12 protein-coding genes and 1 tRNA gene are annotated in these 13,451 nt (G+C 60.5%); 6 read left to right on the top strand and 7 right to left on the bottom strand.

What is annotated here, in order from left to right; all coding sequences use genetic code 11:
- The first annotated feature begins 24 nt into the window (after positions 1-24).
- The gene (locus VA597_RS00615) at positions 25-762 is read left to right on the top strand and encodes an AAA family ATPase (protein WP_128741132.1); all 738 of its coding nucleotides are present in this window, start codon (positions 25-27) and stop codon (positions 760-762) included.
- A 33-nt stretch (positions 763-795) separates the two neighbouring features.
- Positions 796-1,563, top strand: a complete 768-nt coding sequence (locus tag VA597_RS00610; RefSeq protein ID WP_128741131.1) for a class I SAM-dependent methyltransferase — start codon at positions 796-798, stop codon at positions 1,561-1,563.
- A 48-nt stretch (positions 1,564-1,611) separates the two neighbouring features.
- Here VA597_RS00610 and VA597_RS00605 read toward each other — a convergent pair whose 3' ends face one another.
- The 6 genes from VA597_RS00605 to zapA form a co-directional block, all read right to left on the bottom strand.
- Positions 1,612-2,628, bottom strand: a complete 1,017-nt coding sequence (locus VA597_RS00605; protein WP_128741130.1) for a rod shape-determining protein — start codon at positions 2,626-2,628, stop codon at positions 1,612-1,614.
- Between the two features lie 114 nt (positions 2,629-2,742).
- Positions 2,743-3,315, bottom strand: a complete 573-nt coding sequence (locus VA597_RS00600; RefSeq protein ID WP_128741129.1) for a Maf family protein — start codon at positions 3,313-3,315, stop codon at positions 2,743-2,745.
- Between the two features lie 38 nt (positions 3,316-3,353).
- Entirely contained in the window at positions 3,354-3,611 is a 258-nt protein-coding gene (locus VA597_RS00595; RefSeq protein WP_128741128.1) for a DUF4321 domain-containing protein, read from the bottom strand.
- Positions 3,612-3,707: 96 nt separating this feature from the next.
- Complete coding sequence (gene dut / locus VA597_RS00590) at positions 3,708-4,160, bottom strand: dUTP diphosphatase (protein ID WP_128741127.1); 453 nt, start codon at positions 4,158-4,160, stop codon at positions 3,708-3,710.
- A complete protein-coding gene (locus VA597_RS00585) occupies positions 4,157-6,247 on the bottom strand; it encodes a U32 family peptidase (RefSeq protein ID WP_243112569.1) in 2,091 nt (696 codons plus the stop codon). Before VA597_RS00585 ends, dut begins: the two co-directional genes overlap by 4 nt.
- Positions 6,237-6,755 (bottom strand): cell division protein ZapA, encoded by a 519-nt coding sequence (gene zapA, locus VA597_RS00580; protein ID WP_205703182.1) that lies wholly within the window; start codon positions 6,753-6,755, stop codon positions 6,237-6,239. Before zapA ends, VA597_RS00585 begins: the two co-directional genes overlap by 11 nt.
- A gap of 349 nt (positions 6,756-7,104) precedes the next feature.
- On the opposite strand from zapA, the gene VA597_RS00575 reads away from it, so the two are divergent.
- From VA597_RS00575 to VA597_RS00565, 3 genes are all read left to right on the top strand, one after another.
- Positions 7,105-9,534: a glycogen/starch/alpha-glucan phosphorylase gene (locus VA597_RS00575; protein ID WP_128741126.1), complete on the top strand. Its 2,430-nt coding sequence runs from the start codon at positions 7,105-7,107 to the stop codon at positions 9,532-9,534.
- 20 nt (positions 9,535-9,554) lie between these two features.
- Complete coding sequence (locus VA597_RS00570; RefSeq protein ID WP_128741125.1) at positions 9,555-11,480, top strand: glycoside hydrolase family 13 protein; 1,926 nt, start codon at positions 9,555-9,557, stop codon at positions 11,478-11,480.
- Positions 11,481-11,682: 202 nt separating this feature from the next.
- Complete coding sequence (locus tag VA597_RS00565) at positions 11,683-12,084, top strand: C-GCAxxG-C-C family (seleno)protein (protein ID WP_128741124.1); 402 nt, start codon at positions 11,683-11,685, stop codon at positions 12,082-12,084.
- 188 nt (positions 12,085-12,272) lie between these two features.
- On the opposite strand, the gene VA597_RS00560 is transcribed toward VA597_RS00565, so the two are convergent.
- The gene (locus tag VA597_RS00560) at positions 12,273-13,199 is read right to left on the bottom strand and encodes a dipeptidase (protein ID WP_164918897.1); all 927 of its coding nucleotides are present in this window, start codon (positions 13,197-13,199) and stop codon (positions 12,273-12,275) included.
- A 146-nt stretch (positions 13,200-13,345) separates the two neighbouring features.
- On the opposite strand from VA597_RS00560, the gene VA597_RS00555 reads away from it, so the two are divergent.
- Positions 13,346-13,423: transfer RNA gene (locus VA597_RS00555), tRNA-Arg, on the top strand.
- The last annotated feature ends 28 nt before the right edge of the window (positions 13,424-13,451 follow it).

Below are 13,451 nucleotides of genomic sequence, written 5' to 3'. Positions count from 1 at the left end.
CCGGCGCGCCGGAAGGAGGGCACAATGCGGGAGCAGTATATCAACGCCGTCGCGCTGCGGCGGGACCGGGTGACGGATTTTGACCGGTACCCGTTTTCCGTCCCGGCGGTCCGCGCCCTTTCGGAGCTGCCGCTGCACGGGAGCGTCACGTTCCTGGTCGGGGAAAACGGCACGGGAAAATCGACGCTGACCGAGGCGATCGCCATTTGCTGCGGTTTCAACCCGGAAGGCGGCAGCCGGAACTTCAATTTTGAGACGTACAGCTCCCACTCGGAGCTTTGCGATTATCTTACCCTGTACAAGGGCGTCCGGCATCCGCGCGACGGGTATTTTCTGCGGGCCGAAAGCTTTTACAACGTTGCGACCAATATTGAGCAGTTGGACGAGGGCGGCAGGGGGCCGAAGATCAAATACAGCTACGGCGGCTCATTGCACGAAAAATCACATGGGGAGAGCTTTTTCGCGCTGCTGATGAACCGCCTCGGCGGGCACGGGCTTTACATCTTCGACGAGCCGGAAGCCGCGCTCTCGCCCCGGCGGCAGCTCGCGATGCTCTGCCGGATCGACGAGCTGGTCAAACAGGAATCCCAGCTCGTCATCGCGACGCATTCGCCGATCCTGACCGCTTACCCGGACAGCGTCATCTACGAGCTTTCCGCCGACGGGATTCATCGGCGCGCATATGAGGAAACGGACAACTTCCGGGTGACGAAGGAATTTTTGAACCGGTACCCCCGCATGCTGCGGGAACTGCTGGACTGAGCCGGGATTCAGCCGGCTGCAAAGGAGAGAATCATGAAGCAAAGAGAAAATTATACAAAGGTCAATTCGGAAACATGGGATCGCTGGGCAGAGGAAGGGAATCAATGGAGCATCCCGGTTTCCCGCGAAGAATTCCTGCGGGCCAGGCAGGGCGAATGGGATGTGTTGCTTACGCCGGTCAGGCCGGTTCCGAAAGATTGGTTTCCGCCGTTTCCGGGACTGAAGATTTTGGGTCTTGCCAGCGGGGGCGGGCAGCAGATGCCGATTTTCACGGCGCTTGGGGCCGAATGCACGATTTTCGACAACTCCGCCCGGCAGTTGGAAAGCGAGCGGATAGTCGCGGAGCGCGAAAACTATCAGGTCAAAATCGTCAGAGGAGACATGACAAAGCCGCTCCCTTTCCACGACGGGAGCTTCGACCTGATTTTCCATCCGGTTTCCAACTGCTATATCGAGGAGGTCCAGCCCGTGTGGGACGAATGCTTCCGGGTGCTGAAACCCGGCGGGGTCCTTCTCGCCGGGATGGACAACGGCCTCAATTTCCTTTTCAACGACTACGACCGTCTGGTGGTGGAAAATCCGCTGCCGTTCAATCCGCTGAAAAATCCGGCTCTTTACGAGGAACTGATGAAAAACGACGACGGGCTGCAGTTCAGCCACACGATGGAGGAGCAGGTCGGAGGCCAGCTGAAAGCCGGATTTCGCCTGACCAACCTCTATGAGGACCGCGACCTGCCGGGCAATGGGCGGTTGCAGGATTTTGCGCCGACCTATCTCGCCACCCGCGCGGTGAAGCCGTAAAAAAACCCCCTCCGGCTATGCTGGAGGGGGTTTTACACTCTGTAAAATTCAGTGCTTTTTATTTTCTTTGTAGTAGGAGGACGGCATGTTGACCTCCAACCGTTTCCCGGTGCCGTTGACCACGCAGTCCAGGGGATTTTCCGCCACGTGAACGGGCATTCCGGTTTCCTGCTCCACCAGCCGGTCCAGCCCGCGCAGCAGCGCGCCGCCGCCGGTCAGCATGATGCCGTGGTCAATGATGTCCGCCGAAAGCTCCGGCGGGGTCTTTTCCAGCGTGCTCTTGATCGCGTCGACGATCAGGGCCAGCGGATCACTCAGGGCCTCCCGCACTTCCCCGGCGCTGATGGTCACGTTTTTCGGCAGGCCGTCCACCAGGTTGCGCCCTTTGATCTCGACGGAAGAGCCCTCATTGTCCTCGGTCGGGAACGCGGAGCCGATCTTGATCTTGATTTCCTCGGCGGTGCGCTCGCCGATGAGAAGGTTGTACTTCTTCTTCACATAGGAAATAATGGATTCGTCGAACTTGTCCCCCGCGCAGCGGACCGAAACGGAGGTGACGATATCCCCCAGCGAGATGACGGCGACCTCCGCCGTGCCTCCGCCGATATCCACGACCAGGTTGCCGGTCGGCTCGGAGACGGGCAGCCCTGCGCCGATCGCGGCGGCCATCGGTTCCTCGATCAGCTCGACGTTGTTCGCTCCGGCCTGGCGCGCGGCATCTTCCACGGCGCGGCGCTCGACCTCCGTTACGCCGGAAGGGATGCAGATGATGATATGCGGCTTGGAAAAAGCGTTCGCTTTCACCGCTTTGCGGATAAAATGCTTGAGCATCGTCGCCGTGATGTCAAAGTCTGCGATCACGCCGTCCTTCATCGGGCGGACGGCCACGATGGAACCCGGCGTGCGGCCGATCATCTCCTTGGCCTGCTGGCCGACCGCCAGAACGGTGTCGGAGCGGACGTCCACGGCAACGACGGACGGCTCGCGCATGACGATTCCTTTTCCCTTCATAAAGACCAGGGTGTTGGCGGTGCCCAGGTCGATTCCTATATCTTTTGAAAACATCTGTTTTTCCCCTTTCAACGCATCCGGGCCGCGGCCGGTTCCGAATGATCCGATCTTTTCTTATTATAACCCGAATGCCGGAGATTCTCAACCTTTAATTCAGAATTCCGCGCGTCAGGAAGGCTGCTCGGCTTTTTCCTGAAGGCCGGCGAGGATCCGGTGGATTTTGGCGATCGGCAGGCCGACGATATTGTAATAATCGCCGTTGATGCGCTTGACAAAAAGAGCGCCCCGGCCCTGGATCCCGTAGGCCCCGGCCTTGTCGAACGGCTCCTCCGTCTCGACATAAGCGTCGATTTCCGCCTGAGACAGCGTGTAGAACTCCACCGAGGTGCACTCGTGGCCGTTGATGAGCTTTTTGCCGCTGATGACGGTGTAGCCGGTGTAGACCTGATGTACGTTGGCGGAAAGAAGTTTCAGCATGGCCTTCGCCGCCTCCGCGTCCTTCGGTTTTCCCAGAATCCTGCCCTTGAACACAACAACGGTGTCGGCCGCCAGAATGACGGCTTCCGGATGCTGTTTTGCAACGGCCTGCGCCTTGCGCGCGGAAAGCTGCTCCACAATCTGCATGGGAGGCGTTCCGTGCAGGAAGGTTTCGCTCACGTTGGCCGGCACAACGGTAAATTCATAACCGGCCATTTTCAGCAGCTCGCTGCGGCGCGGCGATGAAGACGCTAGCAGTAACATGGTAAAGAAAACTCCTATCTCTTTGATGAATTCTTCTTTCAGTGTATTCTGTTATACCCTAAAATTGCGGCGATCAGCAGAAGAGCCTGGGCGACGTGCAGATCCACGGTCATTCCGAAGGTAAAGCGGAGAATGGAGAGATCGACGTTTACGGTGGAAATCCCGAAGCTGGCCCCGGCGCTCAGAAAGGAAAGAAAACGCACGCCGGCCGCCGCGTCCGAAACAGCTTTTCCAAGAACAACCGCAAGGACAAGCAGAACGATCAACAGAAGCGTTTTTAGAATGCCCTTTTTCATATAAAAAATATCTCCGGAAAATTTTGTCTCAGGCCAACGGAGGGAATCAGCCTGGAAATATTTCTGGTCCGGCGGGGAGCTTGCATCAGGTAAACTCTATGTAGAATCGCCGTATCTTCCGGTCGACCCGAAAGCGCCCGCTCCCCGGACCGTTTCGCCCAGGTCGTCCGTTTCAAGCAGTTCCACCTGAAAGACGGGCATGACGACCAGCTGCGCGAACCGTTCTCCCGGGGAAAGAAGATAGGAAGTTTCCCCCGTGTTGCCGATGCCTACGATCAATTCGCCCCGGTAGTCGCTGTCGATGACGCCGACGGCGTTGGGCAGCGAAACGCCGTGCCGGACGCCGAGCCCGCTGCGCGCGAAAATCAGGCCGACCGTTTCGGGGCCGGGCAGCGCGATCGCCACGCCCGTCGGGATGCGGTACAGCCCGCGCGGCTCGATCAGGACCGGCTCGTCGATGCAGGCGTACAGGTCCAGACCGGCCGCCCCGTTGCTGCCGCGCGTCGGCAGCAACGCGTTTTCCCTGATTTTTTTGATCTTGATTTTCATGAGTCCTCCCGCCGGGCGGCGAAGCCGCGGTAGTAAAGTCCGCGCGTAAAGGAGTTCGGCTCCGCATTTTTTTCGGTTCCGTTTAAAATTTCATCGATGATCCGCTCTGTTTCCCGTGTGTCTTCCGTCGAAAAGCGGAGCAGGCCGAAATCAACGTTTTCCACATCGCCCATGCGGCCGGCAAGCGACAGCGGGACGGAGTTGAGCACCTCGCTGCACGCGCCGTAACATTGCACCGGGAATTTCACGCCGCGGCGGTCGGTCAGCTCCGGCGACGATTTACAGGCAAGACAGCCCTTCGGCGAATTCGCGGCCGGGCAGTTCCGGCAGAGCATCAGCGGAAGCCTGCCGTAAAGGAACAGCCCGCGCGGCACGGAGCCGCCGATGCGCGCCGCCTGCCGCAGCGTCAGTTCGTAAGAAAGCTCCGCGTCGGCCACGCCCATCGACCGGTAGAATTCCAGCGCGGGGGTATTTGTGATGTTCAGGGAAAACCCGCCGTGAACCGTAAAACCGCAGTCCAGCGCGAGCCGGACCCCGTCGGGCGTGCCGGCCCAGACGTCCGTGACGCCGGCGGCCTTCGCGTTTTCCAGGCTTCGCCGAACGGCGCTCTCCATGCCGAACAAGCCTCGGGGCAGTTCCGCCGCCGCCTGGAATCCCTCTTCGAGCAGCCGCGCGATACGGTGAGGTTCCGTATGATAAGGGATGTAGCAAAGTTCCAGCTTTTTGGCGTTTTCGGGCAGTTCCGCGCGGGAAAACCGCGCCCGGAACCGGAACGGCCCCGCACGGTGGGGCGCAAAACCGGGATCGCCGCAGTCCGTCCACGGAATTCCGGGGCGGTCGGCGCGGCGTTCCAGCAGGGTTTCCAGAGCTTCGCGCCGCATGCGGTTCAGTTCGGAAACAGGCGCCGTCAGCCCATCGTCCAGGTCCACGGCGACGCGGTCCGCGTAAAACGGTGTTCCGCCTGTTTTGGAAAGCTGATCTTCGCATCGTTTCCCATCGAGCGCACGGTGTTCCGCGCGTTCGGGTACCGCCCCGCAAACGGTGAATTCCATGCCGTTCCGGTCGGCGGCGGTCAACTGCATCGGCTTATTATATTTGATTTTCAGCGTAAAATCAACGGGAATTTTTATAAATTCCCTGGAATAAAGATTCTTCAGCCCGGAAAGAACCTCCCCGGTCGCCGCGGCCGCGTCTTCCTTCGAGCGCACGCCGAACATGGCCCGGCCGCGCTTTGCGTCCGGATAGCCGGTGGTAAAGCCGGAACGCGAAAAAACCGCGCCGAGATTTTTCAGAAGCCCCGAAGGGATTTCCTTCCCGTCCGCCGCGAAACGGCAGGCGGCGGTGGCGGCGGCGACGTATTCCGGCCGTTTGAGCCTGCCCTCGATCTTTGCGCAGACCGCGCCCGCCCCGGAGAGCTCCGAAAGCCGCGGGATCATGGAAAGGTCCTTGAGGCTCAGGTCGTGCCCCGTTCCCCCCGGCGCCGAAAACGGCAGGCGGCAGGGCTGCGCGCACATGCCCCGGTTTCCACTGCGGGAACCGAGCACGGAGCTGAAATAGCACTGCCCGCTGACCGACATGCACAGGGCGCCGTGGACAAAAGTTTCCAGTTCGATCGGGCAGGAGCGGTGGATCTCCGAGATTTCTTCCAGGGAGAGTTCGCGGGCTAAAACGACCCGCTGAAAGCCGAGATCGTACAGCGCTTTTGTCCCCGCGGGCGTGTGGACGCCGGTCTGGGTGGAAGCGTGCAGCCTTAAGCCCGGCGCGTGCCGGAGAAGGCGCGAGGCGAGGCCCATGTCCTGCACCAGAAGCGCGTCCACCGGAAGGGAGCAGGCAAAGCGCACGAAATCAAGCGCCGCGGGGAGCTCATCGTCCAGCAGCAGCGTGTTGACCGCGAGGTATACTTTCACGTCACGCGCGTGACAATATTGCACGGCCTGCCGCAGTTCTTCCTGTGAAAAATTCTTTGCGCCCGCCCGTGCGGAAAACTGGGCCCCGCCCAGATAAACGGCATCCGCCCCCGCGCGGACGGCTGCCGTCAGGCTTTCCGGCGAACCGGCCGGAGCGAGAATCTCAATCTTATGGCTCATCGGTTTTCTTTTCGAAAAAGCTCATGAATCCCTCGGGGTCCGGGCCGTCCGCCTGGGGGGTCACGCGGGAAAAGCTGCCCGTCTGCGGGCGGGGCACGTCCGCCCCCGGAGCGATCGGCGGCGCTTTTTCCGGGGAAGCGCCCTCCGGCGGCGTTTCGCCCGCGGCGGAGAGCCGGGCGCGCAGCGTCTGGATCTCGCGCTTCAGGCGCTCGATTTCCCTGCGGGATTCCTCCGCCTCCAGGCGGGCATGGGAGGAATCCTCCAGATAATCCTTGATCTGCGTGCGGAGATTTTCCGCCGCGTCCGCCGCCTTGTTGGCGTCGTCACAGTAGCTTAACGCGGCGGAGATCGCGGCCATGGTGATGGAGATGCGCTCGTTCCGGTCCAGCATCGCCTCGATGGTCTTCTGGACCTTTTCGCCGACGGAGCGCATGTACCCCTCGCTGTCCTCGGAACTGACGACGCATTCACAGCCGCAGATATTCAGTTTGATCCTGTTTTTGCTCAAATCATTCATTCCCTTTCGTGAAAGCCGCGTTTTTTATATAGCTTATTATAATCTATTTCGCTATAATATGAAAGGGATATTCCGACTTTTTATAAGGCCTTTTCCCACGGGGAAAACAACAGGCGGAGCAAATTTCATTTTTTAGTGAAAGTGTATAAATTCCGCTGAAAAATGTTCTTTAGTAAGCGCATTGAAATAAAATTTGAAAATTGCCTGAAAACCGCGTCATATAGGGAAAAACGGGCAGTTTCAAAGAACGCTGTGAAGATGCGTTGCTGCACTTGAAAAAGCGGTAATATTGGTGTATCATAGACAGAAATAAATTTGATGAAATCGGGGGGCCGTTCCGATGATTTACAGGCAGCCGGTCAAAAAGATACAGGAGTCCATCTGCAGCATGCTGGAGCTGGTGTTCGGGGTCAGCCTGAAGAACGCCACCGACGAGCAGTGCTACAAGGCCGCGGCGCTGTGCGTGCGCGACCTGATGGAGAAGGGGCGCAGCGAATTTATCAGGGGAGCCGAGAAAGCGGGGACCAAACACATCTACTATCTTTGCATGGAGTTCCTTCTGGGGCGTTCGCTGAAAAACTGCCTTTTCAATCTGGGAATCGAGGAGGATTACCGGCAGGCGCTTTCCGGGCTGGGACTCAAGCTCGACGCGCTCTACGAGCAGGAGCCGGACGCGGGCCTCGGAAACGGGGGGCTGGGCCGTCTCGCGGCCTGTTTCCTGGACGCGCTGGCGACGCTCGGATACCCGGCGACGGGGTATTCCCTGCGCTACGAGTACGGCATCTTCCGGCAGAAGCTGGTGGACGGCTGGCAGACGGAGCTGCCGGACTTCTGGCTTCCGGGCGGCAAGATCTGGCTCCGGAGCGAGCCGGAAAAAAGCGTGGAGGTCCATTTCAACGGGAAGATCGAAGACTACTGGAACAACGGGTTTCATGTGGTGAACCACAAGAATTACACGAAGGTCACGGCCGTGCCGAGCGACCTTTATGTTCCGGGAATGGACGGCCGGGGCGTCAGCCGGCTTCGGCTGTGGTCGGCGACCAGCGAGGATTTCGACATGAATCTGTTCAACGGCGGGGATTACCTGCGCGCCGTCGAGCAGAAGGCGACGGCGGAGAGCATCACGAAGGTGCTCTACCCGGACGACAACCATCCGGAGGGAAAAAGCCTCCGGCTTTCGCAGCAGTATTTCCTGGTTTCGGCCGCCGTGCAGGACATTATCCGGCACCATCTGTTCCAGAACCGGACGCTCGACAACCTGCCCGACTGCGCCGCAATCCACCTGAACGACACGCATCCGGTGCTGGCGATTCCCGAGATGATGCGCGTCATGCTGGACGAGTGCGGCTACGGCTGGGACGCCGCGTGGGACATCGTGCGGGAAGTCTTCGCCTACACGAACCACACGGTGATGGCGGAGGCGCTCGAGTGCTGGGGAATCGACCTGTTCCGCATGCGCCTGCCCCGCATCTACCAGATCGTGGAGGAAATCAACCGCCGCTTCTGCGCCGGGATGCACAACCGGGGCGTGGACGGCTACAAGGTGGGCCGCATGGCCCCGTGGAACGACGGATTCGTTAAAATGGCGAATCTGGCCGTGGTTTCCTGCCACAGCGTCAACGGAGTTTCGAAGCTGCACTCCGAAATCCTGAAGGACCGCGTGTTCCACGATTTTTATACGGAAATGCCGGAAAAATTTACGAACGTGACCAACGGGATCGCGCACCGGCGCTGGCTCTGCCAGGCGAATCCGGGCCTGGCCGCGCTCCTGACCGAGTTGATCGGGGACGGCTTCGTGCGAGACGCTTCCGAGCTCCAAAACCTGATGAACTATCAGAACGACCCGGCGGCGCTGGAAAAAATGGCGGCGGTCAAACGGGAGAACAAGCTCCGGCTCGCCCGGTACGTCAAACGGGAAAATGGCGTCGATCTCGACCCGGACTCGATTTTCGACGTGCAGGTGAAAAGGCTGCACGAATACAAGCGCCAGCACCTGAACGCTCTGCAGATTCTGACCGACTACCTGCGCCTGCGCGAGAACCCCGAAATGGAGTTCACGCCGCGGACCTATCTGTTCGGCGCGAAGGCCGCGCCCGGATATTACTTTGCAAAACAGATCATCCGCTTTATCATTGATCTGGGCAAAACGATCGACGCCGACGAGCGCGTCAACCAAAAGATGAAGGTCATCTATCTGGAGGATTACCGCGTGACGCTCGCGGAGCTTCTGATGCCGGCGGCGGACCTCAGCGAACAGATTTCGCTCGCGGGGACGGAGGCCAGCGGGACCGGCAACATGAAATTCATGATCAACGGCGCGGTCACGCTCGGCACGCTGGATGGCGCGAACATCGAAATCCGCGAAGCGGTCGGAGATGACAACATGATCCTGTTCGGCATGAATGCCGGGGAGGCGCAGGGACTGAAACAGGCCGGCTACCAGCCGCGCGCCATCGCGGACCACAACCCGGAGCTGAAAGCCGCCCTTGCCGCGATGGACGCGGGATTCTGCGGCGTTTCGTTCCGGGACATCGCGGATTCGCTGCTTTCCTCCGACCCCTATATGGTTCTGGCGGATTTCGCTTCCTTTGAAAAAGCGCGGCTTAGGTCGGAGCAGCTCTATCTCGACACGGCGAAATGGCGGAGAATGTGCCTGATTAACACGGCGCAGGCGGGAATCTTTTCAGCCGACCGGGCGATCCGCGAATATGCGGAGGGGATCTGGCATGCGTCGCCCGCTCCGGACCCGCACGGAAAACGCGTCAATTAAGGGACCGGGGGGAATGCGCGATGTTCAATTCCCGCAACTCGATCTACCGCGATCCGGTGGGGGCGGTGCCCGCCGGGACCCGCGTGCATTTTAAGATCACGCTGCCGCGCAATCTTGGCTGCTCCGGCGTAAATCTGATCGTCCGGAACGGCGCGGGCGGGCCGGAGCAGGTGTTCGGCCTGTTCTGGTGCGGCATGAACGGGGACGCGGCGGAATGGTGGGAATGCCATTTCCCCGCCGAGGAGCCGGGCGTCTATTTCTATGATTTTAAACTGGAAACGCCGTGCGGGCCCCGCCGCCTGACGCGCGGGCCGGGCGGCGAAGCCGGGTTCGACGGCGGCGCGCGGTGGCAGCTGACGGTCTGCGGGAAAGAGTTCGCGACGCCGGACTGGCTGGCTGGCGGGGTGCTGTACCAGATTTTTCCGGACCGATTTTTTTCCTCCGGGCAGAAAAAAGACGGCGTTCCGGCGGACCGGAAGCTGCACGGAGACTGGGACGAAACGCCGGACTGGCGGCCGGACACGAGAGGGAAGATCACGAACTCCGACTATTTCGGCGGCGACCTCGCGGGCATCCGGGAAAAGCTGCCGTATTTAAAATCCCTCGGCGTGACCTGCCTGTACCTCAATCCGATCTTCGAGGCGCACTCGAACCACCGGTACAACACGGCGGACTATACGAAAACAGACCCCCTGCTGGGGAACGGGGACGATTTCCGCGCGCTGTGCGGGGCGGCGGCGGAGCTTGGCATCCGCGTGCTGCTCGACGGCGTGTTCAACCACACGGGCAGCGACAGCATCTATTTCAACCGGGAAGGGCGCTACTCCGGGCCGGGCGCGTATCAATCGAAAGAATCTCCGTATTATCCGTGGTATTCCTTTAAAAACTGGCCCGATGAATACGCCTGCTGGTGGAACTTCCCCACTCTGCCGAACGTTGAGGAAGGGAACCCGGAGTACAGAGAATATATCTGCGGGGAAAACGGGATCATCCGCCGCTGGCTGCGGGCCGGAGCCGCGGGGTGGCGGCTCGACGTGGCCGACGAACTGCCGGATGGGTTTCTGGAAGCCCTGCGCGCCGCCGCGAAAGCGGAGAAACCGGACGCGCTGATCGCGGGCGAGGTCTGGGAGGACGCCTCCAACAAGGTCGCCTACGGAAAACGGCGGCAATACCTGTTGGGGAAGCAGCTCGACAGCGTGATGAACTACCCGTTCCGCAACGCGATCCTCAGCTTTCTGACCGGCGGGGATGCGGCGGCGGCAATGGAGACGATTCTCTCGGTGCTGGAGAACTATCCGCCGCAGGTGGTGCGGGTCCTGATGAACAACATCGGAACGCACGACACGGAACGCGCGCTGACCGTGCTGGCCGGGGAGCCGCGCCGGGGCCGGGGACGCGAATGGCAGAGCGCGGCGCGGCTTTCTCCGGAACAGCGCCGCCGGGGGCTGGCCCTGCTGCGCTGCGCGTCGCTGCTTCAATACACCCTGCCGGGTGTTCCGTGCCTTTATTATGGGGATGAAGCCGGGATGGAGGGCTACGCGGACCCGTTCAACCGCGCCCCGTTCCCGTGGGGGCGGCAGGACGAGGAACTGACGGATTGGTACCGGGCACTCGGAAGGCTGCGCGCGCGGTGCGAGTGCCTGAAGGACGGGAAACTGATTCCGGTCGCGGCCTCCGGCGACGTGCTCTGCTACATCCGCTCCGGCGGAGGAGATTCGCTGCTCTGCGCGGTCAATCGCGCCCCGGAGGAGCGCCAGGTGGTGGTACCGCCCGAATGGAGCGCCGCGGAGCCGGTGTTCGGCAGCATCCCGGACGCGCGCGGCGTTCTGACCCTTCCGCCGTTCGGCAGCGTGACGCTGCGTCTTCGGCCCGCCAGTCAGAACGGAAAAAGCCGTCTGCTTTGTTTGGCGGGAACCTCCCGAAAGCTAAAGCCGGGAACGCCATAGGCGCGAAAGACACTGTGTGTCCGCCTTAGGAGCGGACCATCCGGTCGGGACGGCCCGCCAGTCAGAACGGAAAAAGCCGTTTGCTTAGTCTGGCGGGACAGAAGGAACCTCCCGAAAGCGAAAGCCGTGAACGCCGTAGGCGCAAAAGACGCTATGCGTCCGCCACGGCGGCTCACTTAATAAAAATAAAGAGGATGATACCATGCTTCGAGACAGAGTTCGCGATTATTACCTAGTAAAAGACAACAACTGCGCGGAAACGACCCTGCACGCCATTGACGACGAATACCATCTGGACCTTCCGGAAGAAGCGTTCAAGCTGGTCGCCGGCTTCGGCGCGGGGCTGGGCTGCGGAAAAACCTGCGGGGCGCTCTGCGCCTGCATCGCCGCCCTCGGAAAGATGAGCGTTGGGGAGCGCGCGCACGCGACGCCCGGTTTTAAAGAGCAGTGTGCCGCACTGGTGGAAAAATTCACCGAAACGCTGGGAGACACGGAATGCTCGGCGCTCACCCAAAAGTACAAGAAGGAAGAGACCCGGTGCCTCGATACCGTGATGCTTGCCGCGGACGTGTTTGAGGAGTTCGCCAAAGAGCGGAACGCCTGACGACATCAGTCCTCCGGACCGGAAGTGGCTGTGTCGGACACAGCTGATGGAGATTATCGGTTCGCTTTCCCGCGCGCCCTGGCAGGCCCTACGTATCACACGCGTCAGGCTTCCTTGTCACCGGGAGGCGTCCGCCTCAGCTCTCCCGCCAAACTCAGCCTTCCCCGCGTTCCGGATGGAGCATCGGTTCAGCGGTACGCTGCCGTGAAAAACCGGTACGCGTTGCGGAAAAAAATGCCGTCCGCGATTTCTTCACCAAACCGCGCGCGCATCGCGTCGTAAAGCAGTCCCATGTCCCCGACTCCCTGGATTTCGGCCCGGAGCTTGCAGCCGTCGAAATCCGCGCCGACCGCGACGGTCCCCTCGCCGCCAAGCTCCAGGAAATGCTCCGCGTGCCGCAGCAGGCCGTCGATCGAGCCTTCGCCGCCGACAAACGGCGCGTACAGATTCAGCCCGACCAGACCGCCGCGCTGCGCGATTTCACGAAACTGATCGTCCGTCAGGTTGCGCGGGTGGTCCTCGACCGCCTTCGAGTCGGAGTGCGTCGCGACAAACGGGCCTTTCGCCAGCCGGGCGACGTCCCAAAACCCTTTTTCCGACAGATGGGACACGTCGACCACCATGCCGAGCTCGCCCATCTGTTTCACGACTTCTTTCCCGAATCGGGCCAGGCCGTCGGCTCCTGGCGTCATGCAGCCGTCACCGAGCTCGTTCGGTCCGTTCCAGGTCAGGGTCATCAGGCGCACGCCCGTTTCCCATGCCTCGTTCAGATGCGAAAGCTCGCCGCCCAGCGCGGCGCCGCCCTCAATGGAGAGCAGTGCCATATTCTTCCCGGCGGAATCCGCCTTTTCCAGTTCCGGCCCATCCACGCAGAAAACGGGCGCCTTCCCCTTCTCCGCGGAAAGTTTCCGTTTAAAATCCGCGGTGACCTCCTGAAAATAGCGGAAAGCGGCCTCCCCCCGCAGGTCGTCGCTGATCCAGACCGCGAACACCTGAGCCCACCGCTCGAACCGCTCCGTTTTTTCGAGGCTGATGTGCAGCCCGTTGTAGGAAAGCCCAAGCCCTTTTTTGCAGCACTCCGACGCGGTGTCGCAGTGCAGGTCAAAATATTTCATATGATGCCCCTTTCCGGTTTTTGCCTTGATTTTTTCTATTATAATACAGATTTGGGGCGGGGAAACAGGAAAAATTGAAGATGCGGTTTCTTTTCTTTTTTTGGCATTTGACTTTTGCCGCATCTGTGCTATAATACAGTAGTTATCCGCCCGTAGCTAAGTCCGGATATAGCAGCAGATTCCGATTCTGAAGGCCGGGGGTTCGAATCCCTCCGGGCGGGCCAACGTTTTTCACAAATCTCCCAGAGGGAT

It is taken from the genome of Caproicibacter sp. BJN0012, assembly GCF_035986805.1.
Classification (GTDB): Bacteria; Bacillota; Clostridia; order Oscillospirales; family Acutalibacteraceae; genus Caproicibacter.
The sequence above is the reverse complement of the archived record's forward strand: the minus strand, read 5'-3'. Positions and strand labels throughout refer to the sequence as shown.

Excerpts from the sequence above, each read along its gene's own strand:
- VA597_RS00595 (WP_128741128.1), bottom strand. The coding sequence starts at position 3,611 with ATGAAAAAGGGCATTCTAAAAACGCTTCTGTTGATCGTTCTGCTTGTC.
- VA597_RS00600 (WP_128741129.1), bottom strand. The coding sequence starts at position 3,315 with ATGTTACTGCTAGCGTCTTCATCGCCGCGCCGCAGCGAGCTGCTGAAA.
- VA597_RS00585 (WP_243112569.1), bottom strand. The coding sequence starts at position 6,247 with ATGAGCCATAAGATTGAGATTCTCGCTCCGGCCGGTTCGCCGGAAAGC.
- dut (WP_128741127.1), bottom strand. The coding sequence starts at position 4,160 with ATGAAAATCAAGATCAAAAAAATCAGGGAAAACGCGTTGCTGCCGACG.
- VA597_RS00610 (WP_128741131.1), top strand. The coding sequence starts at position 796 with ATGAAGCAAAGAGAAAATTATACAAAGGTCAATTCGGAAACATGGGAT.
- VA597_RS00570 (WP_128741125.1), top strand. The coding sequence starts at position 9,555 with ATGTTCAATTCCCGCAACTCGATCTACCGCGATCCGGTGGGGGCGGTG.
- VA597_RS00575 (WP_128741126.1), top strand. The coding sequence starts at position 7,105 with ATGATTTACAGGCAGCCGGTCAAAAAGATACAGGAGTCCATCTGCAGC.
- VA597_RS00560 (WP_164918897.1), bottom strand. The coding sequence starts at position 13,199 with ATGAAATATTTTGACCTGCACTGCGACACCGCGTCGGAGTGCTGCAAA.
- VA597_RS00565 (WP_128741124.1), top strand. The coding sequence starts at position 11,683 with ATGCTTCGAGACAGAGTTCGCGATTATTACCTAGTAAAAGACAACAAC.
- VA597_RS00615 (WP_128741132.1), top strand. The coding sequence starts at position 25 with ATGCGGGAGCAGTATATCAACGCCGTCGCGCTGCGGCGGGACCGGGTG.
- VA597_RS00605 (WP_128741130.1), bottom strand. The coding sequence starts at position 2,628 with ATGTTTTCAAAAGATATAGGAATCGACCTGGGCACCGCCAACACCCTG.